This is a genomic window from Phyllobacterium sp. 0TCS1.6A, from assembly GCF_026420825.1.
Taxonomy (GTDB): domain Bacteria; phylum Pseudomonadota; class Alphaproteobacteria; order Rhizobiales; family Rhizobiaceae; genus Phyllobacterium.
The window spans coordinates 136,307-162,418 of record NZ_JAPMAB010000010.1; the positions used below are offsets into that span (position 1 = coordinate 136,307).

The following is a 26,112-nucleotide window of genomic DNA, read 5'->3' on the forward strand; positions in this document are numbered from 1 at the left end:
CCGACGTGCATCGCCGCGCACAGCCCGCATACTTTCGTAATTCTGCTGATATTTTACAGTTCACGGTTGTTCATGGAAAAAAGCCTAACGCGCTATATCTGGTCTAATACGCGGCTGCAGCAGATATGGATTCTGGTGGTGGTGGCCATTTCGATGGTGCCGTACTTCCTTTCATTCGATCTGCCCAAGCAGATCGTCAACGGGCCCATTCAGGGCGTCGGCTTCGAGAACCCGGGCGCCACCCAGACATTCATGCGATTGCAGTACGACCTGCCTTTCATCGGCGATGTCGTGTTCTTCGAAGGGCTACAGCTCAATCGGTTCCAGATGCTGATGGCGCTCAGCCTGGTCTTCCTGCTGCTCGTCGTCATCAATGGTCTCTTCAAGCTCTATATCAACACCTATAAGGGCCGCCTCGGCGAGCGGATGCTGCGCCGTATCCGCTTTGAGCTGATCGACCGCGTGCTGCGCTTTCCGCCGTCACAATTCAAGCGGGTGAAGTCGGCTGAAATCGCCACCATGATCAAGGACGAGGTCGAGCCGATGGGCGGCTTTACCGGCGACGCCTTCGTGCAGCCGGCGCTTCTCGGCGGGCAGGCGCTGACGGCGCTGATCTTCATCATCATGCAGAACTTCTGGCTCGGCATGATAGCCGCGGCCATCGTCGCCATCCAGGGCGTCGTCATCCCCCGAATGCGCCGGCGGCTGCTCGAACTCGGCCGCCAGCGCCAGCTGACGGCGCGTGAGCTTTCGGGCCGCGTCGGAGAGATCGTCGACGGCATCGGCACCATCCACAGCAACGATACGTCCAACTACGAACGCGCCGACATCGCGGCCCGGCTCGGGCTGATCTTCTCGATCCGCTATGACCTCTACCAGTGGAAATTCCTGGTCAAGTTCATCAATAATTTCCTGGCGCAGGTCACGCCGTTCCTGTTCTACTCGATCGGCGGCTTGCTCGCGCTCCAGGGCCGTCTCGATATCGGCCAGCTTGTAGCGGTCATCAACGCCTACAAGGACCTGCCGGGTCCGCTGAAGGAACTCATCGACTGGGATCAGGCGAGGCAGGACGTTCAGGTCAAATATGCGCAGGTCGTCGAACAGTTCAACGTGGACCAGCTCGTCGATCCGAAGATACAGGCGGTGGTCCCGGCCAGCGTCGGCCGGCTCGAACATTCGCTCCATGCCACCAATCTGACCATCTCCGACGATACGGGGGCGCCACTGCTGCGCCACGTCAACCTCGAGATTCATCCCGGCGAAACCGTAGCCATCGTCGGAACCAGCGGCAGCGGCGCCGAAGCCATTGCCGAGGCGCTGGCGCGACTTGTCTGGCCCGACCAGGGGCGCATCACCATCGACGGCAGGGACCTGCTCGAACTGCCGGAATCCGTAACCGGGCGGCGCATCGCCTATGCCTCTTCCGACACGTATTTCTTCCACGGCACCCTGCGGGACAACCTTCTATACGGCCTCAAGCATGCGCCGCTGACGCAGGTTCAATATGAGGGCAAGCAGGCCGCGCTGCAGAAATGGAACATCAATGAGGCGCGCCGGGCGGGCAACCCGGAATTCGACCTGAACAGCGACTGGGTCGATTATGGTTCGGCCGGCGTCAGCGGCCCCGCCGAGATATTCAAGGCGGTGCGCCCGGTGCTCGACGCGGTCCTCATCTCGCAGGACATCCAGGACATGGCGCTGCGGTCCAACGTCAATACCGACACCCATGCGGATATCGTCGATCGCATCGTCGAGCTGCGGCAGGCCTTGCGCAAGCGGTTGAAGAAGGAGGACCTGGACGATCTCGTCGTCCCCTTCCGCCTCAAGGACTATAATCCGCAGGCGACGATCGGCGAAAACCTGCTGTTCGGCTCCATGAAGCGCCCGTTCATGACGAACCGCAAGCTTGCGGCCCATCCCTATTTCCGCTCGGTGCTGCGCGAAAACGATCTATATATCGACCTTTACATGATGGGTCTCGAAATCGCGGCGAACGCGGTGGAACTCTTCCAGGACCTGCCGCCGGATCACCCGTTCTTCCAGCAATTGACCTTCATGACCGCAGACGACATTCCCGCCTATCAGCTCATGCTGCAGAAGTTGCAGGGCCGCGGCATCGAGGCTGCTTCGGCGGAAGAGCGTTCGAACATCATCCGGTTGAGCTTCTCCTATATCGAGCCCAGGCATCGTTTCGGCCTGCTGAACGACGAACTCATGGCCAAGATCGTGGATGCGCGCGGCCGCTTCCATGACGGCATGCCCGACGATCTGAAGGATGTGATCGAGCGTTATGACCCGAACAGGTTCATCGCTTCGGCAAGCCTGATCGACAATGTGCTGTTTGGCAGGATCGGCTACAGCCAGGCCGACGGTCCGGAGCGCATCCGCCTGATCCTGCGCGACATCTTCGACAAGCTGAACCTGTTCGACAGCGTGCTTTCGATCGGCCTCGACTTCGATGTCGGCTCGGGCGGGAAACGGCTCACCAATGTGCAGCGGCAGAAGCTCAATGTGGCCCGGGCCTTGCTGAAGAAGTCGGACTATCTGATCTTCAACCGGCCGCTGCCGGCGCTCGACCAGCGCATACAGGACCGCATCACGCGCAACATCCTGGAGTATCTGAGCACGGAAGGATATTCGCTGACCGTGATCTGGGTCCTGTCGAATGCCGAACTGGCAGAGTCGTTCGATCGCGTCATCGTCTTTGAAAATGGGGCTCTGGTCGAGGACGGAACATATGATACTCTCCTGCAAAAGGATGGGGCATTCAAACAACTGGCGTCGTAGTTCCAGTGACCTGAAGGGCGTAGGGATCGATGTTGCTTAAAGACGAAGTGGAAATGTTGCGGCGGGTGCCATTGTTTTCGGGGGTTGCACCGGCCAAGCTCAAGCTGCTGGCTTTCACTTCCGAACGGGTGAGCTACAAGGCCGGGCAGACGCTGTTCCGCCAGGGTGATCCGGCGGACGCTGCCTATGTCATCCTGACCGGCGCTGCCGACATCCTGGCGGATTCGCCCAGCGGCGAGATTAAAGTCGCCGAGATCGAACATGATTCCATCGTCGGCGAGATCGCCATTCTCTGCGATGTTTCGCGCACGGCCACCGTGCGCGCCAATACGCCGCTCGAGGCCTTGCGCATCAACAAGGATCATTTTCTCAAGCTGCTCAGCGATTATCCTGAAATGACGATCGAGATCATGCGGGTGCTGGCCGACCGCCTCAGCCAGACGACGACCGAGCTGAGCGAGGCCCGCAGCAAGCAGAAGCAGGCGAGATAGACGCTTCCGGCCTCAATCATCCCCAAGCGGAACGATATTGCCGCTCGTCAGGTCGATGCGGAAGTTGCGCGAGGGCTGCCCGGCAAGATAGGCCTGCATCATCCGCATGACGATCGAGAATTGCAGCTGCACGCCTTCGGGTTCGGCCAAATCCGCGAAACAATCGATCAGGGCGCGGTAGACGTCCAGGCGGTCGGCAGCAATCCAGTCCAGCGCGATTTCGCTTCCCATCCGCAAGCGGTACCAATCGCCGATCATTTCGAGGACCGGCAGGGACAGAAGCTCCGGTGCGATGCTGCGCGGTGGCGTATGGCCCGCCAGCTCGAACAGATCAATGACGTTCCATTCCTTTACGATCCGGGCCAATTCCGCCGGCCACTCCCGTTTCAGATAACGGTGCGTGACGGTCTGGGCGATGTGCGCCGACAGGAACTCGCCATAATCGGAGGCTTCGAGCAGGTGGCCGGTCTGCCTCCTCGTCACGGCGATCTCCTTCCGGTAGATCGCCTGCAGGTCGGCATCCAGCGGCAGATGGTCAAGGGCGACGGTCCGGATGGAGAGGTCGCCTCCGCCGAGATCGATGATCTTGTAGGCAGCGGGAAATGCAGCGATCGAAGGCATGCCGATATTGACGAGAAAGCCGGAGCCACGGCTGATCGCTGCCGTATCGTTGACGTGCAGATGGCCGCTGAAATGAACGCCGAGGCCGGAAGTCATAGCCGCCTCGGCAACCTCGCGCCGCGGCGTGCGCCGGACCGATCCCGTTTCTCCCAGCAGCGCCATTTCATCCGCACCGGTGCCGTCCAGCATGTCGATCATCGGGTAGTGCGAGAATGCCAGCACACGTTTGCCGAGCTCTCTCGCCCGTCTGGTGACATCGCCGATCCAGTCGAAAAGGAACGGTTTTTGCGTCAGTGCGGCGTTCCAGCCTGCATCGGAACTGTCGTCGAATGCACGTCTCAGGTCGTCATGGGCTCCGTCGCGCGGCTCGAATATATTGGCGTCGAGCATCAACAGCCAGAGATCCGGCACCGGCTCGACCAGATAGGAACCATCGACCAGCCCGTAGCTGTTGGTCCCGTCGGGCGACCGTGCCGTGTAGCGCCTTGCGGCAGGACTATCGTCCAGGCCGAAGGGACATTCCCAATGGAGATCGGTGTCGCGCTTGAAGAAACCGATATTCGCGAGCAGTTCCAATCCCTCAGGGTAGCCAGGGCAGAACATCTTGTCCGTGACGATATAGTCATGAGCCTCGTCATCGATGAAATCACCGGTGCTCGCCACAAAGGCATAGTTGCCGTCAGGCCCGAGGAAACGCTTGCCATGATGCCGTCCAGCCGGGCCGAAAATATCGTGATTGCCGGGGACGGCGTAGAATATCAGCCCATGATCACGCGAATAGGTCTCCAGCAGGCGCTGCAGACCCGCGAGCGTCGCCCTCTGCCCGTCATCCGAATAGTCGCCGAGCAGGACCACATGCCTCACCCCACGTGACGCGATGTCGTCCAGCGTTGCACGCAGTGCATGAAAACTCTCGTTGAACACGCGCGTGGAGCGCATCGTATCCGTCAGGCGCCGCGCAGTCAGGCGGCGTTTGCCTGTCCTGATACCCTCGAAATCATAATCACCATGCAGATCGTGGTAATGTGCATCTGCTATGACGGCAATTGGCGGAAACGGGGGTTTCGTCATTCAATCCGGTGCTCAAATTTTCGAGTGACTGACCATTTGTCATAAAGCTTAAAAATCGAACTACTATCGCTTAAATAGGAAGTAACGCGAATTTTTGATGCGTTGCCGACAAATAAAACGAAATCCAAGCCTCGCATATCGGATGCCGTTTGATTACGATGGTCGAAAAATGGGGACCGGGTGCAAAGAGTGTAATGGACGAGGACTTATTTCGGGTAAAATTCTGGGGCACACGAGGCAGCGTTGCCGTATCGGGGCCGGAATTCCATAAATATGGCGGCAATACTGTCTGTATCGAGGTACAGTGCGGCAAACATCGCCTCATATTCGACACCGGATCGGGCATTCGGCAGGCCGGCGAGGCATTGACGCGCGAGGGCGTCGAGAGCATCGACATTTTCTATACCCATTGCCATTACGACCATATTATCGGCCTGCCCTACTTCACGCCGCTTTATGACCCGAAAATGAGTGTCCGGCTGTGGTCCGGCCATATGGCGGGCATCATGAGCACCGCGGAGATGGTGCGGCAGTTCATGCGGCCGCCTTGGTTCCCGGTGGAACCCGACATCTGCAAGGCTTGCCTGAATTTCAGCGATTTCCGCCCGCTGGATGTGCTGGAGCCCTATCCCGGCGTCCGTATCATCACCGATCGGCTCAATCATCCCGGCGGCTGCGTCGGCTACAGGATCGAATGGGCGGGAAAGGTTCTGGCGCTCATCTTCGATACCGAGCACGAAAAAGGCAAGCTCGATCCCGTGGTGATGAAGCTGATCGAGGGCGCACAGCTCGTCGTCTACGATTGCACCTATACGGAAGATGAGATGCCGCGCCGCTTCGGCTACGGCCATTCCACCTGGCAGCACGGCGTCCAGCTTGCCGCCGCCGCCAATATCGGCGGCTTCGCCCTTTTCCACCACGCGCCGTCAAGAACCGACAAATCGCTGGACGAATTCGAAAAGCGGTCGCAGGAACGTTTCAGCGGCGCCTTCGCCGCGCGCGACTTTCAGGTCATCGATCTCTGAACCATCAGGTCCCTGATCGAGGCCCAGTCATTGCCCTCGTCATTCGCGGTGATGGCGAACAGACGCTCCAGGAATGTCCAGGCGCCTTCATCATGGACGAGATGGTGCGTGAGGATGCCGATCGCCCCGCCCCCCGCCTCGTAGCGCAGCTGCATCTGCTCGACGATGGCCGCGACCAATTCGCCGTGAGGACGGCCGCAGCGCGTGCCGTGCCAATCCATCAAATCCACATGCGTATTGATATGCGGCAGAATTTCCCCGTCCGCGGCATTGGCAGCCCCGAACACGGACAGCGCCTTGAACCCCAGCCCGGGGAGACAGCGGATCAGATTTCCGTCGATCCTGTTCCATGGCGGCACCAGAACCGGCGCGAAATTGCCCGGGAAAAGCTCGGCGCAGCGCGCAACACCCTGCCGCAGTTCCCGGGTGACTTCGTCCACCGGCCGATGGGCACCGAGCTCCTGCTTCTTCTCGCCCGCTGCCGCATGGTTGGCATGCGACCAGCCATGAACCACTGCAGTCGCATTCGGCGCCTCTTCCAGCCTCGCCGCGAGCGCCTTGCCGGCGCCTGCGGGGATGACCGCGAGAGCGACCGGCACCGCATGGGCCCTTGTCAGCGCCAGCAATCGATCCAGCGCCGGCGTCGGCTCGACGGCATCGTCATCCCGCAGCCAGAAAAGGGGCCGGAGCTTCGCCTTCTTCCAACGCTCCAGCTCATGGCGCAGCGGCAGCCAGATATCGTCATCCATCATTCTTATCGCCTATCAGGGATTGCAGCAGTTGGTCCAATCGTTTTGCAGCCACTTCAAGCGAGCGTTCCGTCGCCACGAAATGGCGCGCCGTCTTGCTCATGGCCGCATGTTCGGCGGGATCGTCCAGGAGGGCCGCAATCGCCGCCGCATAGGCGGCCGTATCGCCATCCGCCGTCAGACGGCCGGTCCGGCCGTCGACAACGACCTCCGGCACGCCGGCGACAGACTGGGCGATGACTGGAAGCCCCGCCGCCTGCGCTTCGAGATAGGCTATGCCATAGGCCTCTCCGACGCCCGGCCAGACATAGAGCCCGCTGCCGGCGAGCGCGCCGATCAGATCTTCCTGTCCCAACTCGCCGCGCCATTCGATCCTGCCGGGCTCGAATCGAGCGAACATCGCCTCGACCGCCGCCCGCTGCGGACCGTCGCCGATGACCGACAGCCGCCACGGGCGGTTTTCGATCAACTGGAGCGCGCTCGCCAGCCGCGCATAGCTTTCCAGCTTGTCGCCGGAACGCATCATGGCCACGGTGACCAGCCGGCGCGGGTCACCGATCCCTCCGGCATCTGAAAACGGAGCAATATCGATGAAGGGAAGCAGCCGGGCCGTCCTTGCCCCGGGTACCGCTTCCGCCAGCCCGCGCAGGTCGCGTGCCGTGAAGCACAAATTGAGCGCGGCAAGGCCTACCGCCTGCCTCACCGGGGCCTGAAGCTCACGCCAGCCACCATCATTGCGCCTTTCGGAGTATGAGGCCTCGGCCGTTACATAGGCGATGCCGAGCGCCTCCGCGAGCGGCGGACCGATCAGGTCCGGGGCCTTGTAATACGGGTGATAGGTAAACCAGACGTCCGGCATGTCCCCCTGACGCCAGCCGGCCGCAAGGCGTGACCTTTCGGCGTCGGCCCTGGCGGCAATATCGCGCCGCATATCGGCGTCCGGCGTGGCGGAGAAGCTGCGCAGCTCCGATACGAGCTCGACATGATGACCAGCGCTGCGCAGCGCCTTCATCAACAGTCGCGCCATCTGCCGGTCACCGGAGGGAACCGGGTGGTTCGGAGATTTCAGCGGGGCGTAAAAGGCAATGCGCATGTCCGTCTCTGTGACGCAGGGAGAGTCGATGCACAATGGGGTAACGCGCTTTTGTTCACAAGCCGCTCGCCGAGCCCAACCTGTAACAACTTCGCCTCGCCAAATCATCGACCCTCGACTAAGCTGACCCGACGAAATTCTTTGGCTTATATGACCGACAGCAAAACCCGACCGCTCTTTTCGGAACGCTCCCTACGCCGCATGCGGTTGATCACGGGCCTGATCATGCTCGTTTTCGTGGCCTTGCACCTCTCCAACCACGCGCTGAACCTCGTTTCCCTGAAAGCCGCCGAACACGGTCGCGACTGGTTTCTTCTGATCTGGCGCAACCCTCTCGGCACGCTGTTGCTCTATGGCGCCGCCCTCGTCCATGTCGTGCTGGTAATGCGGGCGATCTATGCCCGCCGCACCTTGGTCATGCCGCCGCGCGAGGCCGTGCAGATAGTGCTGGGGCTTCTGATTCCGCTGCTGTTGATCGAGCATGTGGCCGGGACCCGCCTCCGGCACGAGATTGCCGGCCTCAACGACAATTACGAGTTCGTCATCCGCAGCCTGTGGATCGAATCTCCCGCCAATGGCGTGAAACAGGCGATCACGCTCGTCATCGTATGGATCCATGGCTGCATCGGCGTCCATTTCTGGTTGCGCTATCGCCAGTGGTACGCCGCGGCCGCGCCCTTCCTGCTGACGATTGCCATCCTCGCGCCGGTCCTCGCCTTGCTGGGTTTCGCCGATGCCGGCCGCGTGCTGGCAAGCGAACCTGTGCAATCCAGCTTTGGCAGCGGCTATGGCGCCGCCAAGCACCGTCTGGCCCAAGATCTCGCGGCGCAGCAAACGGTCGATCACGTCAGATATGCCCTTTATGGTGGTTTCGGCTCGATGCTGATCGGCGTGGTGGCTCTACGATCCTATCGCCGATGGCGGGAGCGTGCCGACCAAATCGCCATTCGCTATCCCGAAGGCCAGACGGTACGGGTTCCCCGCGGCTTCAGTGTCCTTGAGGCAAGCCGCCTTGGCGGCATCCCCCATTATGCGGTCTGCGGCGGCAAGGGACGCTGCTCCACCTGCCGCGTGCTGGTCATCGAAGGCGCGGAGGACCTGCCCGCACCGGATGCGACGGAACGCAATACACTTCGCCGCATCAACGCCGACGCCGACGTCCGCCTTGCCTGCCAGCTCAGGCCACAGAGCGATATCAGCATTGTTCCGCTGCTTGCCCCTGCCCTCGAAGCCAATCTGCCCCCGGGCACGCAGGAGGCCAATCCGGGGCGGGAGCAGGAAATCGTCGTGCTGTTCTGCGATATCCGCAATTTCACCGCGCTCACCGAGGCGCAATTGCCGTTCGACATCGTGTTCCTGCTCAATCGCTATTTCGCCATCGTCGGCCACGCAGTCGAACAGTCGGGCGGTCGGGTAGACAAGTTCATCGGCGACGGCGCCATGGCGCTCTTCGGGCTTCGCGGCACCATGGATGCCGCCTGCCGCAGCGCTCTGCGCGCATCTGCTCTCATCGCGCGGCAGATCGAGCAGCTCAGCAAGGAACTGGCTCCCGATCTCGGCGTGCCCTTGCGGGTCGCCATCGGCATTCACACGGGAACCGCGATCGTCGGCACGATGGGCCATGGCAACGTCAAGAACCTGACGGCGATCGGCGATACGGTCAATGTCGCGAGCCGGCTGGAGGCCGTGGCAAAGGAGCTGGACGTGACGCTGGTCGTCTCCGAGCCCACGGTCAGGCTGGCGGCCAGCGACATGACCGATCTCGAAAGCCGCGAGATCAATGTCCGTGGCCGTGCCGAGCCGCTGCGCGCCTATGTCGTGCCGCAGGAGACGGTCGGGCGTTTCGCCTGATTTTTGACTAGCCTGATTTTTGACTAGGATGTCCGCCGGTACAGAAAATATCGGCCGGCCTTCACGCTGGATGGCAGCGGCAGTTGCTCGAGCCACGGATGAACCAGCGGCAGGCCGCTCGCGACGATACCGCCGGGCGCAAGCATATGGGCAGCAAGCCCGGGCAGCCATGTCAGGGTAACGGCATCCTTCGCGTCGTAGCCGGTGCCTATGTCGGCATGAACGAGCGCGGCATCGATGCCGTGGAACCGGGCGCCGCTTTCGCAGATTTCGCCAATGACGAGATTTTCCGCGTCCGGCGTCGAGCTCTTATGGGACGCAACGGCCCGGTCGAAAGCTATGATCCGCCGATCCGGGAACAGTTCGCGCAGATGGTCGAATGTCCGTCCGTTTCCAAGCCCCAATTCGATGATGGGACCATCGATCTTTCGAACTTTACCGGAAATATGATTGAGAACATCGCGCTGCGCCGTCATGCGGCGAATAAAACTGTCCAGACGACTCATTGGTCGGGCTTCCACTTCATCCATACAGCACCGTATTGGAGCAAAACGGGGCCGATTGGAACGCAAAAGCACCGCAGCGCACCGAATTCATGCGCCGGACAGCATGAATTCACTCACTTTTTCGTCAGAACGGCGCGAAAGTCTTCCAGCTTGCGAAGCTGCTGCCCATCCGGGCCGAAATTGCCCGGTGCGAGCCATGCCTGATAGGCCGCCTTGAGCTCTGGCCATTCTCCATCGATGACGGAGAACCATGCGCTGTCGCGATTGCGGCCCTTCTGCACCATGTGCTGGCGGAAAATGCCCTCGAACCTGAAGCCGAATCGCACTGCCGCGCGCTTCGACGGCTCGTTCTCATTGTTGCACTTCCATTCATAGCGCCGATAGCCGAGCTGGTCGAATATGTATTCCATGAACAGGAACTGCGCTTCCGTCGCGGCCGGCCTGCGCGAGATTGCCGGCCCCCAATAGATATTGCCGATTTCGATGACGCCGAAGGCCGGGTCGATCCGCATCAGCGCCTGCCGGCCCGCTACCTGGCCCGTCGCCTTGTCGATGACGACGAAGAACAGCGGGTCATCGCTGGCCGCGATCCTGCTCAGCCAGGCTTCGAACTCCTGGGGATTTGCGGGCGGCGTCTCGAACAGATAGCGGAAACGGTCGTCGGCATCTGCCACCGTGGAGGCCTCGTAGAGGCCCTGGCCGTGCCGGGCCACATCTACGGGTTCCAGCCGAACATAGCGGCCATCAAGCGTCACGCGGTCGGGCCTCGGACGCGGCGTCCATTGTGTCAGATCAGTCATATCACATGTGGTCCAGCTGCCGGGAATTGACTCCATACGACGGGGCAAGCACAAATCAGAAATCGAAAATTGTATGTGAGACAAGAAAATGCTGCGGACTATATCCGGCTTCGACCGGATCGGTGAGGAAAACGCTTTCGCCGTCCTGGCCCGGGCTTCGGCCCTTGGCGCCCAGGGCAAGGACATCATCAATCTCGGCATCGGCCAGCCGGACTTCAGGACGCCCGATCACATCGTCGAGGCCGCGATCAAGGCGTTGAAGGACGGGCACCACGGTTATACGCCCGCCACCGGCCTCCTGGCCACGCGGGAAGCCGTGGCACGGCGCACGCTGACGACGACCGGCGTGGAGGTGTCACCGGAAAACATCATGATCGTGCCGGGCGGCAAGGTCACCATGTTCGCGGCAATATTGTGCTTCGGCGAGCCGGGCGTGGAAATCCTCTATCCGGACCCCGGATTTCCGATCTACCGGTCGATGATCGAATTCACCGGCGCGAAACCCGTTCCCGTGCCCATTCGCGAGGAAAACGGCTTCGCATTCTCTGCCGAGGAGACACTTGCGCTGATAACGCCGGCTACCCGCCTTCTCATTCTCAACTCGCCGGCCAATCCGACGGGCGGCGTCACGCCGAAGGCCGAGATCGAGAAGCTGGTGAAGGGCCTGGCGGATCATCCCCACGTCGCCATCCTTTCCGACGAGATCTACGACGTCATGACCTATGATGCCGAGGAACATTGTTCGTTGCTGACCTTCCCGGAAATCCGCGACCGGCTGATCGTGCTCAATGGCTGGTCGAAGACCTGGGCCATGACCGGTTGGCGCATGGGCTGGTCGATCTGGCCGGACGGTCTTTACGACAAGGTGCGGAAGCTCGCCGTCAATTGCTGGTCCTGCGTCAATGCACCAAGCCAATATGCCGGCATCGCGGCCATTGACGGCCCGCAGGACGACGTCGAGAAGATGTGCCGCGCTTTCGACAGGCGCAGGGGCATCGTCGTGGATGGACTGAACAGCCTCCCCGGCGTCAGCTGCACGACGCCCAAGGGCGCGTTCTACGCCTTTCCGAATATCAAGGAGACTGGCCTGCCGGCCAAGAAACTGGCTTCGGACCTGTTGGAGCAGGCCGGGGTGGCGCTGATCGGCGGTCCTGATTTCGGCATCCTCGGGGAAGGCTATATCCGCCTGTCCTATGCCAATTCGGAAGAAAACATCCTGCGCGCAATCGAGAGGATCGAGAAATTCCTGACCCGCTGAGCGGCGGGCGGTTCTGGCAGGCAATTGCCTGCCAGAATGAACGGTCGATCAGGCAACAGTCTTGGCCTGGGCAACCGTTGCTTCGATATGATCGATGAGGCTGTCGGGCAATTTGAGACGCCCGGCGAGCAGATCGAGATAGCCGCGCTCGGCCCGCGTCTTCGGTTCGATGGCGAGACGCGAGGCGGTGTAGAGTTCGACCTTTTGCGCGTCGGTCACGGCAGCCGCGACGAGCTTGTCCACATCGACCGGCGCGCTCAGTTCCTGGTTGAGGAATTCCTGCGTGTCGCTGTTGATGCCGGACAGGGACAATTTATCGATGATGCGCGACCGCTCGGCGTCGTCCACCGTGCCGTCCGCGCGGGCAGCCGCGATCATGGCGCGCACCAATACAAGGGCAAATTCATGCTCGCCCTGGGGCGCTGTTTCCGGATGGAAGCTTGAATCGTTCGGCGGCGGCAGAAGCTCGCCATCCATCGGCGCCTTTGCGGTTTCCGCCGGCGCATTGCCGGATTGGTAATTCTGATAGGCCTTGTAGGCGAGGCCCGCGACAGCTGCGAGGCCGCCGAGCTTCAATGCACCGCCTGCCAGTTCGCGGCCGGTGCCCGTCCCGAGGAGAATTGCCGCCAATGCGCCGGTCGCCAGTGGGTTGTCCTTGGCGAGTTGAGTAGCCTTCCCGGCGGTCTCACGCACCGTGCCCCCTGTTCCAGGAATGTTGCTTCCCAGGAAATCGGTGAGAATTTTCTTCGCGTCAAGCATGCATTTCTCCCTCGTAGCTGCGTGAAGTGCCAGCCGTAATTAGGGATGCCTTTGCGGCATTGCAATGACTGCAGCTGTTTTTGCGGCGGCTTCGGCTCACGAACCGATATGCTGCTTCAGACCGCGCTCCTTTGCGAGCCGCACCTGTTTCTGACGCTCCGCGAAGCGCGCGCGATCCTCCTCCGTGCGCTCATGATAGCAATTGGGGCAGGAAATGCCCTCCGCATAAAGCGGCGAACGCTTGTCGTCCGGGGAAATCGGATTGCGGCAGGCATGGCAGAGCTCGGCCGCCCCCTCGATCAGGCCATGACCGACGGAGACGCGCTCGTCGAAGACGAAGCATTCCCCCTCCCAGCGGCTTTCCGCGGCGGGCACTTCCTCCAGATATTTGAGGATACCGCCCTTGAGATGGAACACGTCGTCGAACCCCAGCCCCTTGACGAAAGCGGTCGCCTTCTCGCAGCGGATGCCGCCCGTGCAGAACATCGCGATCTTCTTGCCCTCCAGTTCGTCCCTGTGCTCCTCCACCCATTGCGGAAATTCGCGGAACGTCTTGGTCTTGGGGTCGATCGCACCAGAAAATGTGCCGATAGCCGTCTCGTAATCATTGCGGGTGTCGATGAGGACCGTGTCCGGATCGGCGATCAGGGCATTCCAGTCCGACGCCGGCACATAGGTGCCGACGCTCTGCAGCGGATCGATATCATCGACGCCCATGGTGACGATCTCCTTCTTCAGGCGCACCTTCATGCGCTTGAAAGGCATCTCGCTCGCATGGGAATATTTGATTTCCATGCCGGCCAGCGCCGGCTCGCTCCCGAGGAAATCGATGAGCTCCGCGATCGCCCGGGCAGAGCCTGCCACCGTGCCATTGATGCCCTCGGCCGCCAGCAGCAGCGTTCCCTTGATGCCGTTCCGGCAACAAAGCTTTGCCAGTGGCTCCTGCAATGTTTCATAATGCGCGAGGCGGGCGAAGCGATAGAGCGCCGCCACCTTGAAAGGCAAGTTTGAGGACAGATCGGTCATGATGGCCATCAACTACTGCCGCATTGCGGCAAATTCAAGCGAATTGCCTTGCGAATGGCGCATCGCTACACCAAACCGGCAGTAGACAAAGCGGACCCCGGCCACTAAATCGTTTCAACCCCTCGAGACTTTTGCCCCTCAAGGCTTTTTACCCTCAAGACTTTTGCCCCTCAAGACATGGAGACGCCCAATGAGCCAGAAAACCGAAGAGCTGCTACCCATCCTGAAGGGCCAGCCGGTTATTCCCGTGCTTCTGATCAAGGATGCGGCCCATGCGGTGCCGCTGGCGCGAGCGCTTGCAGCCGGCGGGCTGCCCGCCATCGAAATCACCTTGCGGACGCCGGCGGCGCTCGACGCCATCCGCGCCGTGGCTGATCAGGTACCGGAAGCGATCGTCGGCGCCGGCACCATTCTCAATGCCAGGCAGTTCGATGAAGCTGCCAAGGCCGGCTCGCGCTTCATCGTCAGCCCCGGTGTCACGCCGCAATTGCTGGAAGCGGCCGACGCAAGCCCCGTGCCGCTGCTTCCCGGCGCCATCACGCCCGGCGAGATCATGAGCCTGCGCGAACGCGGCTACAGCATGCTCAAATTCTTCCCGGCCGAACAGGCTGGCGGCGCGGCCTTCCTCAAATCGCTGTCATCGCCACTGGCAGGCACCAGTTTCTGCCCCACCGGAGGCGTATCGGCTGCCAATGCCCGGACGTATCTCGATCTGCCAAACGTGGTCTGCGTTGGCGGCTCCTGGGTGGCGCCGGAGGAACTGGTGCAATCCGGCCAATGGGATGCGATCACGAAACTGGCCGCAGAGGCCGCCGGTCTCGCGCGATAGCCGCATATGAACGAGCCGCGGAAGAGGTTCCCTCGCCCGCGGCCTGCCGGTAGCAATTCCACTGTTCTGATTATGCGCGCCGGCGCATCGGGTGCAGGGCCTTTACGAGCCCTGCGACGGATTGAACTTGGCGATCTGTATGAAGGTGACAGCCTTGCCGGTGAAGCGATTGGTATTCGCAACGGGCAGGTTCTGCTGGAACCCTCCGACATAGACAGTCGTCGGAGCGGTGCGCAGCGTCTGGTTGCGGATGACCGCCGGCGTCGTCTCGGGCGCGGTTTCCGCCACCTGCTGGTTGGACAGGGCGCGATCCGGCACCTCCGACTCCACCTGCACGACCTTCGCCGTTTCCTGTGACTGGCGACGCGGCTTGGCTGCCTTGGCCGTCGTCACCACGCCGCTGTTCAACAGTTCTGCCGGATCGCCCTTGGCTTCAAGCATGGTCTGGCGCAGCGACGGCTGAGGCGACGCCGAAGCGACCTCTACGGCGGCATTGGCGGTCTGCTTCTTCACACGACCACCGCGTTCGCCGGGAAGCGTCGGCAAGGTCGAACCCGGGGTCGAGGCTTCAGTCGAGGCTGAGGCTGAGGCGGCGGCAGGCGCACCTGGCTCGAGGTCGGACTGGTTGATCAGCGCCGTCAGATCGTCTTCCTCCGGCACGGGGATGACACCGCCATCTTCGATCGCAGCTTCGACCGATGCCGGCGCAGCGACGGGACGGGCGGTGGGCACGACCGAAGCGACCATCAGGTCATTCTGCTTCGGCGCCGTCTTCGGCTTCTCGAAGGGTACCGGAACGAGGGCATTGACCATTTGCGGCTGCGCGGTTTCCGCAACTTCCGGGGCCGGATTGGCCTCGATCATCTGCTGGATCGCGCTGGCGCTATCCTGCGGCCGTGGCGAAGGCAGAGCCGCGATCTGCGTTGCCTCGTCCGCGGCCAGGGCATTCAGCGTCGACGGTTCGGGCATCGCCGGCGCATGTTCCGGCCGGCGCATGGGAACCGGAATGGCGAAGGCAAGCGCCTGGTTGTCTTCGGGCGACAGGGCCATCGGCGCTTCAGGCCGCGGCGCTTCCACCGGTGCGGGTGCATCGCGAACCGGCAAAGCGGGTGCGGCTGCGGGTTCCGGTGCGCGGGCAGGCGGCGCTTGCTCGGCCTTTGCAGCCGGAGCGGACGCGACCGCACGCGTCGGCTTGGGCGCCGAAGCGACCGTTACCGAGCTTTCGCTGGAATCCTCTTCCTCGTCGGCGCCGCCGCCAAAGAGCATGCCGAACAGCGATTTGCCGCGGCGGGAGGAACCCGAGCTTGCTATCTGTATCGAGCCACCATTGCGCTTGCGCGATTCATAGGCGGCAACGGCCTGTTCATAACCGGGCAATGGCTTGCCATCGGAAGGCACGTGGATCGTCTTGCCATCCGGGAATACCGCGAGCAGTTCGCGGCGGCTCATGCGCGGCCAATGGCGCACATTGCCGACATCCGTGTGGATGAAGGGCGAACCGGAGGTCGGGTAATAGCCAACGCCGCCAGCCTCGAACCGCAATGCGGTCGCGCGCAGCGTCGATAGTTTCACGCCCGGCAGATACCAGTCCATGGCCTTGCCGAGCATGTGCTGGCTGGACTTGGCAACGCCGCGCGAGCGCGAGCGCAGCATCGAATTGGTTGCCGGGGAGCGATAGGCCGACACGACATGGATGTAGTCGCGGCCGCCTACCTTCTGGTAGACCTGCCAGACGAGGTCGAAGAGGCGCGGATCCATCTTGGTCGGCTCGTTGCGCCGCCAGTCGCGCAGAAACTTGTTGAGCTTGTTGAGCCCGTCCTGCTGGAAACGGCCGTTCCTCTTGAACGTGATTTCGGCCCGTTCCTTGGTGTGGATGTAATAGAGCTTCAATGTCCTCGTTTCGGCCGATGCCGGGGCCGAAGCAAAAAACATGGCCGTCAGGGCAATCACGAATGCAGCCCAGGCAGTGCGGTTGAGAAGACCCGCCGACTTACCGTTCTTTACATGAAGCACATTTGACAAATTTCGTCCCAACCTTGACCGATTTTCAGCCCCCGAATAGCCGAATTGTCCGATTTAATGGTTAATGGTCACTTATTGAACATCAAATACGTTGAGAGCATGGCAGAAAACTGAACTGAATCAGCAGATTTCAAACATGGTCAACGGGTGGTTAACGCATGAATAAGCTGTTTTTGCACAGGAATCCACCCACTATTACGGAAATACCCCAAGGATGGCGCAATCAGGGCAGGAGTCAGGAATGTGACGTCCACGCGCCACGGCAGGCTGGAACCTGCCGCCGCGGGCACCTATGTTGACGAGGCGCGGATCGCGGCCGTGATTCGCCACCTTCAGACGTGGGCCACATTGCACTGACCATTCCTTACAGCGACGAGATCCGAGCGAGCAATTATCATGAAGAATTTCCCCTTGTACCAGCCGACCGGAGCAGCACAGGTCGCATCGGCTGCCGTCAAGAACGACGCCGGCCTCGGCGCCCTGCCCGAATGGAACCTGGCCGATCTCTACCCCTCGGCGGAAAGCAGCGAACTGAAGCAGGACCTGAAAAAGGCTCTCGATCTCGCCCAGACTTTCGAAAAACGCTGGAAAGGCACGTTGGCGCAGGAAGCCGCCAAGGCTGCGGGCGGCGATCTTGCCGTGTCGATCAGCGAATTCGAGGCTATCGAGGAACTGGTCGGAAAGATCGTTTCCTATGCCGGCCTCGTCTATGCCGGCGACACGTCCGATGCGAAGAATGCCAAGCTCTATGGCGACATCCAGCAGAAGATGACCGATGCCAGCACCCATCTCATCTTCTACGGCCTGGAATTGAACCGGATCGACGACGATGTGCTTGAGCGGGCAATGGCAGAAAACCCGGCAATCGCCCATTACCGGCCCTGGCTGATCGACCTGCGCAAGGACAAGCCCTATCAGCTAGATGACAGGCTGGAGCAGCTCTTCCACGAAAAGTCGGTGACGGGCCGCGGTGCATGGAACCGCCTCTTCGACGAAACCATGACCTCGCTGCGCTTCGAAGTGGATGGCGAGGAGCTTGCGCTGGAACCGACGCTGAACCTGCTTCAGGAGGCAAACCCGGCCAGCCGCAAGGCGGCATCGGAGGCGCTGGCGAAGACGTTCAAGGACAATGTGCGGATATTCACGCTGATCACCAATACGCTCGCCAAGGACCGGGAAATATCCGACCGCTGGCGTGGCTTCGAGGACATTGCCGACAGCCGGCATCTGGCGAACCGCGTCGAGCGGGAAGTCGTCGATGCGCTCAGTGAAGCCGTCCGCGCCGCCTATCCGCGGCTGTCGCACCGCTATTATGCCATGAAGGCCAGATGGCTCGGCCTCGAATATCTGAACAGCTGGGATCGCAACGCACCGCTGCCTGAAACGCCGCAGGCCCTGATACCATGGCATGAAGCGCGGGAGACGGTGCTTTCCGCCTATAGCGGCTTCGCCCCCGAGATGGCCGACATCGCCCAGCGCTTCTTCGACCGCAACTGGATCGATGCACCGACACGGCCGGGCAAGTCGCCGGGCGCATTCGCCCATCCCACCGTGCCCTCGGCCCATCCCTATGTGCTGTTGAACTATATGGGCAAGCCGCGCGACGTGATGACCCTCGCCCATGAACTCGGGCACGGCGTGCATCAGGTGCTCGCCGGCGGCCAAGGCGCGCTGATGGCCTCGACGCCGCTGACGCTGGCCGAAACCGCGTCTGTCTTTGGCGAGATGCTGACTTTCCGCTCCCTGCTGGAAAAGACGCGCGACAAGCGCGAGCGCAAGGCGATGCTGGCGCAGAAGGCGGAAGACATGATCAATACGGTCGTCCGCCAGATCGCCTTCTACCAGTTCGAGCGCCGGGTGCACACGGAACGCAGCAATGGCGAGCTGACCTCCGACAGGATAGGCGAGATCTGGCTCGATGTGCAGAAGGAAAGCCTGGGACCGGCGGTGCGCTTCGGGCCGGGCTACGAGACCTTCTGGACCTATATCCCGCACTTCATCCACTCGCCATTCTACGTCTATGCCTACGCATTCGGCGATTGCCTGGTGAACTCGCTCTATGCGGTCTACCAGAACGCCGAGGCGGGATTTCAGCAGAAATATTTCGACATGCTGAAGGCCGGCGGCACGAAACATCATTCGGAGCTGCTGCAGCCCTTCGGCCTCGATGCGACCGATCCGGCGTTCTGGCACAAGGGCCTTTCGGTCATCGAGGGCATAATCGACGAGCTGGAGGCAATGGACGCTGCCTGATGCGCGTAATTCCGGCCCATACTCCCTATGACGGCTCGGCCAAGCCCTTTACCATCGGCCTGCACCAGCTCGACCTCATCGACTGGATCGAGGTGGACGAACTTCTGCCGGTGCATCTGGCCGAGAAGGCCCGCCTGCTCAAGCTCCACGGGGATCGCATCGTCGTGGGGGAAGAAGGCAGTCAGGCAGGCCAGCAGGAAGTGCTCGACCTTCTCGTCGAGCATCTCACGGCGCATTTTCCGCAGGTCTATGCGAGATCAGGCAACGTCATCCGTATCGCCGGCGGCGCCGAGGCTGTCGACCTGGACGGGCCCGCGGCGTCGATCCTGCACAAGGCTGCAAGCCTCGTTCAGGAAGATCTGGTTCTGATGCGCAAGGACGAGCGGCGCGGCTGGCACCTTGCCGCGGCGTCGCTGTCTTTCCCCTCATCGTGGACGCTTCTGGAGAAATTCGGCCGTTCCATGGACGAAATCCATGCGCCGGTGCCGGATTTCAGCGCCGGGACCCGCAATGCCGGCCTTATCACCCGCATGTTCGACAATCTTCGCCCCGATCGTTCGGTCTATCGCTTCAACTGGTCATTGCAGCCGGACGGCGAATTGTACCACCCACTCGCCAGCAACCAGAAGGGCGCACGCTATACCGACCGCGACATGGTCGAGCAGACCCATGTCCGGGTGGAACGCCAGACCCTGCGCAAGCTGCCGCGGACGGGCGACATCCTGTTCACGATCAGGATTCACCTCGATCCGCTCGAAGCGCTGAAGAAACACCCGCAGAGCAGACCGCTGGCACAGGCGTTCTGCCGCGAACTTGTGGAATTGAACGCCGATCAAGCCAATTACAAGGGCATCATGGCGGTCCGCGAAAGGTTGATCCAGGCTCTTGAGAAGTTCTAAGTAGCACTCAGTTTGGAGGCTGAATAAGTGCCGACGGCTCGGCCGCCGACCTGAATGTCCCGCATGTATTGGCTAGAATTATTGCGCTGCGCCCGTGGAGCAGCGCCAAAAACATCGCGCCGGCTATTCTTCCCGGCCTCTCGAAGTTAACAATATCATGAATTTCTTCCTTTCTCGCCAAAGGGTTGTTTGCTCTTTGTCATCACTATGCTCTATGGTTTCTCCATAGCGGCCGAGCCGCCGTCCTCAATGATGGAGATGAAAATTAGGAGCACGCAAAAAATGGCGAAGGCTAAATGGCCTGTACATGGAGAAATCACCGGTCCGATCGTGATGATCGGCTTTGGATCCATCGGTCGGGGTGCCCTGCCCCTGATAGAACGCCACTTCAAATATGATAAGTCCCGGCTGGTGGTCATCGATCCCAGCGACGCCAACAAGAAATTGCTCGATGAACGCGGCATACGCTTCATTCAGGAGGCGGTGACGAAGGAGAATTACAAGACGCTGCTGAAGCCCCTCCTCACCGAAGGCGGCGGCCAGGGATTCTGCGTCAACCTCTCGGTCGATACGTCCTCGATCGATATCATGCATCTGTGCCGAAAGGCCGGTGCGCTCTATATCGATACGGTCATCGAGCCGTGGGCCGGATTCTACTATGCCGACGATGTCGACAATGCCGACCGGACGAATTATGCCTTGCGCCAGACGCTGCTGGCGGAGCGCAAGAAGCATCCCGGCGGACCGACCGCCGTGTCGTGCTGCGGCGCCAATCCCGGCATGGTCTCCTGGTTCGTGAAGCGCGCCTTGCTGGACCTCGCCCGCGATCTCGATATCGAGCACACCGAGCCGGAGCGCGCAGACCGCCAGGGCTGGGCCAAGCTCATGAAGCGCGTCGGCGTCAAGGGCATCCACATTGCCGAGCGCGACACGCAGCGCGCCAGGGACCCGAAGCCTTTCGGCGTCTTCTGGAACACCTGGTCGGTGGAAGGCTTCATATCCGAAGGCCTGCAGCCGGCCGAGCTTGGCTGGGGCACCCACGAGAAATGGATGCCGCGCAACGCCCGGAAGCAGAAGAAGGGCAACAAGGCCGCCATCTTCATCGAACAACCCGGCGCCGATACGCGTATCCGCACCTGGTGCCCCACCGAAGGGGCGCAGTTCGGCCTTCTCGTCACCCACAATGAATCCATTTCGATCGCGGATTTCTTCACCGCCCATGACAAGAAGGGCAAGGTGAGCTATCGGCCTACCTGTCACTATGCCTATCATCCCGCCAATGTGGCGACGCTCTCGCTCGACGAAATGTTCGGCGCCGCGGGCAAGCCGCAAAGGGAGATGCACGTGCTCGAGGAATCCGAAATCGTCGATGGCGCCGACGAACTCGGCGTATTGCTCTACGGGCATGACAAGAATGCCTATTGGTACGGCTCGCAGCTGACGATCGAGGAAGCGCGCAAGCTTGCTCCCTATCAGAACGCCACCGGGCTTCAGGTAAGCTCCGCGGTCCTCGCCGGCATGGTCTGGGCCCTGGAGAATCCGGAAGCCGGGATCGTCGAAACCGACGAAATGGACTTCCGCCGCTGCCTCGAGGTGCAGACGCCCTATCTCGGGCCATTGCGCGGCCATTACACCGATTGGACGCCGCTGGAGAATCGCCCCGGCCTCTTCAAGGAAGATATCGACGCGAGCGATCCCTGGCAGTTCCGCAACATCCTCGTCCACTAGGGCGAAATCATCGCCGGAGGCGGCTCACATGCCGCCTCCGCAGCCGCATTGCCGGTTCCGCCCGGCCCGGAAAGTTGCATCGATCGACCCGGGGCCCGTGTCCCCACGAGCGGCATCCGCCACGGTGATTCAACATTGCAAACAAACTTAATTCTTGTTTTTGCTGGATTTCCACGGCATTTAATAGGTCACAATCTCGGGAGACAGATATGAAACGTTTATCCCTCGCCGCCGGTTCAGCCGCAGTCACACTCGCACTCGCTGGTTGCATGAGCAGCGGACCGATACAAGATGGCGGCGCGGCCGTCGTTTCCCGCCCCGCCGACGCCGTCCAGGGACAATGGTTCGACACATCCGGCGTCGCCTTCTCCAACTTCAATGGCGGCGTATTCGAAACCCGCGCCAACGACACCAAGGAGAAGCTTGCCGAGGGCAATTACAGGCAGGTTTCGGCCAATCTCATCGAAATCGACCTGCGCTCCCTCGCCCGTGGAACCCACTCCAAGGTCAATTGCGCGCTCGTCAGCGGCGGCCAGCTGAACTGCACCTCGTCGACCGGGCAGCAGTTCTCACTGACGCGCCGTCAAGGCCAGGCCTAGCTGAAAACAGAGGGTACGCCCTCTCCTCTCTTGCATCGTCGAAAAACTGGAGAAAGCATGCGGATGCGCCCATGAGCGGCGCTTCCGGCGGGTGCTGCCGGCGACGAATTCATTTGAGGAGCAATTGACTATGTCGGGCATGCTACGCAGCTTCTTTCTCGCCGCCACGGCCCTTGGTGCCAGCCTTGGTGTAAGCACCGCTGCCATGGCGGATTACACGTTGAATATTCTTCACATCAACGATCAGCATTCGCGTGTCGAAGCGATCAACAAATATGATTCCACCTGCTCCACTGAAGAAGAGAGCAAGAACGAGTGCTTTGGCGGCATTGCCCGCGTCAAGGCCAAGATCGATGAGCGGCGTGCGGCACTCTCGCAGAATGGCGGCAATGTCATCGTTCTCGACGCCGGCGACGAGTTCCAGGGCTCGCTGTTCTACACGACCTATAAGGGTGAGGACACGGCGGAATTCATGAATGCCATCGGCTTCGACGCCATGGCGCTCGGCAATCACGAATTCGACGGCGGACCGGAAACGCTCGGCAATTTCCTCGACAAGATCAAGCTGCCGGTGATTTCCGCCAATACGCAAGCTGATGCGGCCGCGCCCATCGCCGGCAAGTACAAGCCGTTCCTCATCAAGGAGATAGGCGGGCAGAAGATTGCCGTGATCTCGGCCGTTACGGTCGATACAGCCGAAATTTCGACGCCCGGGCCGACGATCAAATTCTCCGACGAGATCGAGGCGCTGACCAGGCAGGTCGAAGTGGTCAAGGCCGAAGGCGCCAACAAGATCATTGCGCTCACCCATGTCGGCTATGTCAAGGACAAGGAGATCGCCGAGAAAGTCGATGGAATCGACGTGATCGTCGGCGGCCACAGCCACACGCTGCTGTCGAACACCGATCCGGAGGCGGCCGGCCCCTACCCGACACTGGTGAAGGGACCATCGGGCCGCGACGTGCCCATAGTCCAGGCGAAGTCCTATTCGAAATATCTCGGCGAGTTGAAGGTTACGTTCGACGATGACGGCAATGTCACCGCGAGCGAAGGTGCGCCGATCCTGCTCGATTCGTCCGTAAAGCCGGATGCGGCTATCGCAGAGCGGATCAAGGAACTTGCCAGGCCGATCGAGGAACTCAAGGCGCGCCGCGTCGGCGAGGCAACGGCGCCCATCGAGGCGGCGCGCGAGGTCTGCCGCATCAAGGAATGCAGCATGGGCAATCTCGTCGCCGACGCGATGCTGGAGCGGGTAAGGGCGCAAGGCGTCACCATCGCAATCATCAATGGCGGCGGGCTGCGCGCCTCGATTGATGCCGGCGATGTGACTATGGGCGAAGTCCTCGAGGTCCTGCCATTCCAGAATACGCTCGCCACGTTCCAGCTGCGCGGTTCGGATATCGTCACCGCGCTTGAGAATGGCGTCAGCCAGATCGAAAAGGGAGCGGGCCGCTTTCCGCAGGTGGCGGGCCTGAAATATAGTTACGACCTGTCGAAACCCGTCGATGGCCGCATCTCGAACGTCGAGGTGTTGCAGGGCGAGGCCTACCGGCCGATCGATCCGGCCGCGACCTATGGCGTCGTGTCGAACAATTACATGCGCGCCGGCGGCGATGGCTACAAGATCTTCGCGACCAATGGCCTCAACGCCTATGATTATGGCCCGGGCCTGGAAGAGGTTCTGGCGGAATATTTTGCCCAGCATAGTCCCTATAAGCCCTATACGGACGGGCGGATCGTGGCAGCCGGAGTGACGGCGGCCGCTGCATCGACGACAACTGCGCCATCCGCAGGGACCGGCGAAACCGCCAAGCCGGCGACGGAACCCGCAAAGTCGACGCCCGCGACCTATGTCATCAAACGCGGCGACAATTTCTGGGATATTGCGGAGCAGCTTTATGGCAAGGGCAGCGACTGGAAACGTCTTTCCGAGGCCAATCCCGGCATGCCGGTCATGAAGTTGCCGATCGGCGCGGAAATGAAGGTTCCCGCGACCTAGCCACGGGCCTGGCTTCTATCGTTGCGCCGGGGCTCTACCGTTGCAATGTCACGCCGACATAGACGCTCGTCTCGTCGGTCCGGCGGCTGTCGACTTCGCTGCGGTTGAGCTGATGGCGGGCGCTCACATCAAGGCCCATGAACCGGTTGAACCAGTAGGTGGCGCCGATTTCCGCGCCGAAGCCCTTGTCGAGACCCGAACCGTCCCTGTTGTCCCGCAGCGATGCAATGAGCTTGGCGTTCAGATCGAGATTGGCACGAACCTGCCGCTTCACGCCGACTGTGCCCTCATAATAAATCGACCCGCTATCTTCGGGCGCGGTCGCTCCCTCGACCCGCGTCAGAAGCCCGATATCGACATCCGTTCCCCGCTGCGGCGACCATTTCAACGCCGCATCGACGCTCAGGCCGTCCACATCTTCAAGGCGCTCATCATCGATGCTTTGGCGCAGATAACCGACGGCGATTTCACCGGAAGTCTTTTCGCCAAGGTCGAGTTCGACGCCGCCGCGCAGCGCCGTTCTCACGCCTGAACGCCGATATCCGTTGAAATCCACCGATTCATCATAGAGGAGCTTGCCGATCTCCACCTCGGCAAACGGCTTGATGGCCGGCGACATCTCGAAACCGCCGCGCAGCGCGATACTGGCGAACGTATTGTCGCGATCCTTCTGGCTGATCACCGTGCCATCCGAGAATTCCGCATTGCCATAGGTCGTGCGCGTGACGGAGCCTTTGACGTCGGCGAAGAACTTCCCGAACTCGTGCCGCACGCCGAGATCGGCATCGAGCTCCTGCACGCCCGGGCGGTTGGACGTGCCGAGAACCGCTGTCGGCGCACTCGGGTCTTCCTGCCTGTAACGGTAACCCGCAGTGCCGGTCACCGTCGTTCTTTCTCCGAGATCGAGCTGGAAGCCTGCCCGCAATGCCGCATTCGGGGCGGAATATTCCTCCCCGGAGATGGATTTGTCATAGGTTCCGTCGAAATCCAGCCAGGCGGAGTGACGGGACCAGTCCGTATCCGCCCGCAATCGAAGACGTGTTTCCGACAGGACGGCAGAATCGCCATCGGCACTGTTGTCGGCATTCGTGGTGGCGCGCAGGCCCTGGCTGATCGAAGGGCGAAGCGTGACCACCCCCGCCCTTATCCCCAGGGGGGCAAATGGCTGCGGGTCGGGCCGCAGCACCCGGCGCTCTATGGCCGAAGCCGGCAGATTGTCCCGATCGGCGCGCCTCTCGGCCGGATTTGCTTCGCGGTCCTGCTCGACCGCGCCAAGATAGGGCTGCTCGACCTCCGCCGGGGCATTCTCGCGCACCGGATCGAGGGCCGCATCTTCGGTGCGCCTCGCGGGACGCTCCGCCGGCGTTGCAACATCATCGGCAGGCAGTGTGGAGCGTGGCTCGGTTCCACCGCTGTCATCGGCCGGCCCGGACGGGACAACACCCTCCACCGGAACGCCGAGCAGACCGAGATTTTCCGAATCATCGACAGGTTCAAGCGCGCCGGGGCTCACCGGTTCATAGGGACGCGGAGCAAGGCCCTCTTCGGCCTCCGGTCCTGTCGCCACCGGCGGCGCCGCCGCACTGGCCGGACGCGTATCGGACAGGGTTCCTCTGAGTTCCGTGGATTGCTGGGCATGGACGGGCGGAGCGCAGGACAATGCGACGCTGCATGCCAGAACCGCCATGAAACAGCGATTGAGCGCAGGGTTGCGGCGACCCTCCCGGAGCGCCTTCGCATGTGTTT

General features: G+C 61.5%; 20 protein-coding genes. 11 read left to right on the plus strand and 9 right to left on the minus strand.

The window, feature by feature from the left end:
• Positions 1–72 precede the first annotated feature (72 nt).
• A complete protein-coding gene (locus OSJ75_RS19620) occupies positions 73–2,787 on the plus strand; it encodes an ABC transporter transmembrane domain-containing protein (RefSeq protein ID WP_267229197.1) in 2,715 nt (904 codons plus the stop codon).
• A gap of 29 nt (positions 2,788–2,816) precedes the next feature.
• Positions 2,817–3,278 (plus strand): cyclic nucleotide-binding domain-containing protein, encoded by a 462-nt coding sequence (locus tag OSJ75_RS19625; RefSeq protein ID WP_250018398.1) that lies wholly within the window; start codon positions 2,817–2,819, stop codon positions 3,276–3,278.
• Positions 3,279–3,290: 12 nt separating this feature from the next.
• On the opposite strand, the gene OSJ75_RS19630 is transcribed toward OSJ75_RS19625, so the two are convergent.
• The gene (locus OSJ75_RS19630) at positions 3,291–4,970 is read right to left on the minus strand and encodes a metallophosphoesterase family protein (RefSeq protein ID WP_267229198.1); all 1,680 of its coding nucleotides are present in this window, start codon (positions 4,968–4,970) and stop codon (positions 3,291–3,293) included.
• Between the two features lie 194 nt (positions 4,971–5,164).
• On the opposite strand from OSJ75_RS19630, the gene OSJ75_RS19635 reads away from it, so the two are divergent.
• Positions 5,165–5,995, plus strand: coding sequence for an MBL fold metallo-hydrolase (locus OSJ75_RS19635; protein WP_267229199.1), 831 nt, complete (start codon positions 5,165–5,167; stop codon positions 5,993–5,995).
• Here OSJ75_RS19635 and OSJ75_RS19640 read toward each other — a convergent pair.
• Together OSJ75_RS19640 and OSJ75_RS19645 are read right to left on the minus strand one after the other, a co-directional pair.
• Positions 5,977–6,747 (minus strand): polysaccharide deacetylase family protein, encoded by a 771-nt coding sequence (locus OSJ75_RS19640; RefSeq protein ID WP_267229200.1) that lies wholly within the window; start codon positions 6,745–6,747, stop codon positions 5,977–5,979. The genes OSJ75_RS19635 and OSJ75_RS19640 overlap by 19 nt on opposite strands.
• Entirely contained in the window at positions 6,737–7,837 is a 1,101-nt protein-coding gene (locus OSJ75_RS19645) for a glycosyltransferase family 4 protein (protein WP_267229201.1), read from the minus strand. Before OSJ75_RS19645 ends, OSJ75_RS19640 begins: the two co-directional genes overlap by 11 nt.
• Positions 7,838–7,987: 150 nt before the next feature.
• Between OSJ75_RS19645 and OSJ75_RS19650 the strand changes: the two genes are divergently transcribed.
• On the plus strand, positions 7,988–9,688 hold the full coding sequence (locus OSJ75_RS19650) for an adenylate/guanylate cyclase domain-containing protein (protein WP_267229202.1): 1,701 nt from the start codon (positions 7,988–7,990) through the stop codon (positions 9,686–9,688).
• A gap of 23 nt (positions 9,689–9,711) precedes the next feature.
• Here the strand turns inward: OSJ75_RS19650 and OSJ75_RS19655 are convergent, their stop codons facing one another.
• Positions 9,712–10,194 (minus strand): class I SAM-dependent methyltransferase, encoded by a 483-nt coding sequence (locus OSJ75_RS19655; protein ID WP_267229203.1) that lies wholly within the window; start codon positions 10,192–10,194, stop codon positions 9,712–9,714.
• A gap of 113 nt (positions 10,195–10,307) precedes the next feature.
• Positions 10,308–10,994: a GNAT family N-acetyltransferase gene (locus tag OSJ75_RS19660; RefSeq protein ID WP_267229204.1), complete on the minus strand. Its 687-nt coding sequence runs from the start codon at positions 10,992–10,994 to the stop codon at positions 10,308–10,310.
• 88 nt (positions 10,995–11,082) lie between these two features.
• Between OSJ75_RS19660 and OSJ75_RS19665 the strand changes: the two genes are divergently transcribed.
• Positions 11,083–12,252 (plus strand): pyridoxal phosphate-dependent aminotransferase, encoded by a 1,170-nt coding sequence (locus tag OSJ75_RS19665; protein WP_267229205.1) that lies wholly within the window; start codon positions 11,083–11,085, stop codon positions 12,250–12,252.
• A gap of 48 nt (positions 12,253–12,300) precedes the next feature.
• Here OSJ75_RS19665 and OSJ75_RS19670 read toward each other — a convergent pair whose 3' ends face one another.
• Together OSJ75_RS19670 and OSJ75_RS19675 are read right to left on the minus strand one after the other, a co-directional pair.
• Positions 12,301–13,011 (minus strand): tellurite resistance TerB family protein, encoded by a 711-nt coding sequence (locus tag OSJ75_RS19670; protein ID WP_267229206.1) that lies wholly within the window; start codon positions 13,009–13,011, stop codon positions 12,301–12,303.
• 96 nt (positions 13,012–13,107) lie between these two features.
• Positions 13,108–14,037 (minus strand): rhodanese-related sulfurtransferase, encoded by a 930-nt coding sequence (locus OSJ75_RS19675; RefSeq protein ID WP_267229207.1) that lies wholly within the window; start codon positions 14,035–14,037, stop codon positions 13,108–13,110.
• A 190-nt stretch (positions 14,038–14,227) separates the two neighbouring features.
• Here OSJ75_RS19675 and OSJ75_RS19680 point away from each other — a divergent pair, with 190 nt between their 5' ends.
• Complete coding sequence (locus tag OSJ75_RS19680) at positions 14,228–14,866, plus strand: 2-dehydro-3-deoxy-phosphogluconate aldolase (RefSeq protein ID WP_267229208.1); 639 nt, start codon at positions 14,228–14,230, stop codon at positions 14,864–14,866.
• A 102-nt stretch (positions 14,867–14,968) separates the two neighbouring features.
• Here the strand turns inward: OSJ75_RS19680 and OSJ75_RS19685 are convergent, their stop codons facing one another.
• Entirely contained in the window at positions 14,969–16,879 is a 1,911-nt protein-coding gene (locus OSJ75_RS19685) for a DUF882 domain-containing protein (protein ID WP_267229246.1), read from the minus strand.
• 405 nt (positions 16,880–17,284) lie between these two features.
• On the opposite strand from OSJ75_RS19685, the gene OSJ75_RS19690 reads away from it, so the two are divergent.
• The 5 genes from OSJ75_RS19690 (at position 17,285) to OSJ75_RS19710 (ending at position 24,366) form a co-directional block, all read left to right on the plus strand.
• Complete coding sequence (locus OSJ75_RS19690) at positions 17,285–19,141, plus strand: M3 family oligoendopeptidase (RefSeq protein WP_267229209.1); 1,857 nt, start codon at positions 17,285–17,287, stop codon at positions 19,139–19,141.
• Positions 19,141–20,040, plus strand: coding sequence for a heme-dependent oxidative N-demethylase family protein (locus OSJ75_RS19695; RefSeq protein WP_267229210.1), 900 nt, complete (start codon positions 19,141–19,143; stop codon positions 20,038–20,040). The genes OSJ75_RS19690 and OSJ75_RS19695 overlap by 1 nt, the downstream gene beginning before the upstream one ends.
• A gap of 282 nt (positions 20,041–20,322) precedes the next feature.
• Entirely contained in the window at positions 20,323–21,768 is a 1,446-nt protein-coding gene (locus tag OSJ75_RS19700; protein WP_267229211.1) for a homospermidine synthase, read from the plus strand.
• Positions 21,769–21,977: 209 nt separating this feature from the next.
• Positions 21,978–22,367: a hypothetical protein gene (locus OSJ75_RS19705; RefSeq protein WP_250018365.1), complete on the plus strand. Its 390-nt coding sequence runs from the start codon at positions 21,978–21,980 to the stop codon at positions 22,365–22,367.
• A gap of 130 nt (positions 22,368–22,497) precedes the next feature.
• The gene (locus OSJ75_RS19710) at positions 22,498–24,366 is read left to right on the plus strand and encodes a 5'-nucleotidase C-terminal domain-containing protein (RefSeq protein ID WP_267229212.1); all 1,869 of its coding nucleotides are present in this window, start codon (positions 22,498–22,500) and stop codon (positions 24,364–24,366) included.
• 34 nt (positions 24,367–24,400) lie between these two features.
• On the opposite strand, the gene OSJ75_RS19715 is transcribed toward OSJ75_RS19710, so the two are convergent.
• Entirely contained in the window at positions 24,401–26,053 is a 1,653-nt protein-coding gene (locus OSJ75_RS19715) for an outer membrane beta-barrel protein (RefSeq protein ID WP_267229213.1), read from the minus strand.
• Between the last annotated feature and the right edge of the window lie 59 nt (positions 26,054–26,112).

Coding starts and splice junctions, on each gene's coding strand:
- OSJ75_RS19635 (WP_267229199.1), top strand. CDS start 5,165: ATGGACGAGGACTTATTTCGGGTAAAATTCTGGGGCACACGAGGCAGC.
- OSJ75_RS19645 (WP_267229201.1), bottom strand. CDS start 7,837: ATGCGCATTGCCTTTTACGCCCCGCTGAAATCTCCGAACCACCCGGTT.
- OSJ75_RS19655 (WP_267229203.1), bottom strand. CDS start 10,194: ATGAGTCGTCTGGACAGTTTTATTCGCCGCATGACGGCGCAGCGCGAT.
- OSJ75_RS19670 (WP_267229206.1), bottom strand. CDS start 13,011: ATGCTTGACGCGAAGAAAATTCTCACCGATTTCCTGGGAAGCAACATT.
- OSJ75_RS19620 (WP_267229197.1), top strand. CDS start 73: ATGGAAAAAAGCCTAACGCGCTATATCTGGTCTAATACGCGGCTGCAG.
- OSJ75_RS19710 (WP_267229212.1), top strand. CDS start 22,498: ATGTCGGGCATGCTACGCAGCTTCTTTCTCGCCGCCACGGCCCTTGGT.
- OSJ75_RS19690 (WP_267229209.1), top strand. CDS start 17,285: ATGAAGAATTTCCCCTTGTACCAGCCGACCGGAGCAGCACAGGTCGCA.
- OSJ75_RS19700 (WP_267229211.1), top strand. CDS start 20,323: ATGGCGAAGGCTAAATGGCCTGTACATGGAGAAATCACCGGTCCGATC.
- OSJ75_RS19680 (WP_267229208.1), top strand. CDS start 14,228: ATGAGCCAGAAAACCGAAGAGCTGCTACCCATCCTGAAGGGCCAGCCG.
- OSJ75_RS19660 (WP_267229204.1), bottom strand. CDS start 10,994: ATGACTGATCTGACACAATGGACGCCGCGTCCGAGGCCCGACCGCGTG.
- OSJ75_RS19625 (WP_250018398.1), top strand. CDS start 2,817: ATGTTGCTTAAAGACGAAGTGGAAATGTTGCGGCGGGTGCCATTGTTT.
- OSJ75_RS19675 (WP_267229207.1), bottom strand. CDS start 14,037: ATGACCGATCTGTCCTCAAACTTGCCTTTCAAGGTGGCGGCGCTCTAT.
- OSJ75_RS19650 (WP_267229202.1), top strand. CDS start 7,988: ATGACCGACAGCAAAACCCGACCGCTCTTTTCGGAACGCTCCCTACGC.
- OSJ75_RS19630 (WP_267229198.1), bottom strand. CDS start 4,970: ATGACGAAACCCCCGTTTCCGCCAATTGCCGTCATAGCAGATGCACAT.
- OSJ75_RS19705 (WP_250018365.1), top strand. CDS start 21,978: ATGAAACGTTTATCCCTCGCCGCCGGTTCAGCCGCAGTCACACTCGCA.
- OSJ75_RS19665 (WP_267229205.1), top strand. CDS start 11,083: ATGCTGCGGACTATATCCGGCTTCGACCGGATCGGTGAGGAAAACGCT.
- OSJ75_RS19715 (WP_267229213.1), bottom strand. CDS start 26,053: ATGGCGGTTCTGGCATGCAGCGTCGCATTGTCCTGCGCTCCGCCCGTC.
- OSJ75_RS19640 (WP_267229200.1), bottom strand. CDS start 6,747: ATGATGGATGACGATATCTGGCTGCCGCTGCGCCATGAGCTGGAGCGT.
- OSJ75_RS19695 (WP_267229210.1), top strand. CDS start 19,141: ATGCGCGTAATTCCGGCCCATACTCCCTATGACGGCTCGGCCAAGCCC.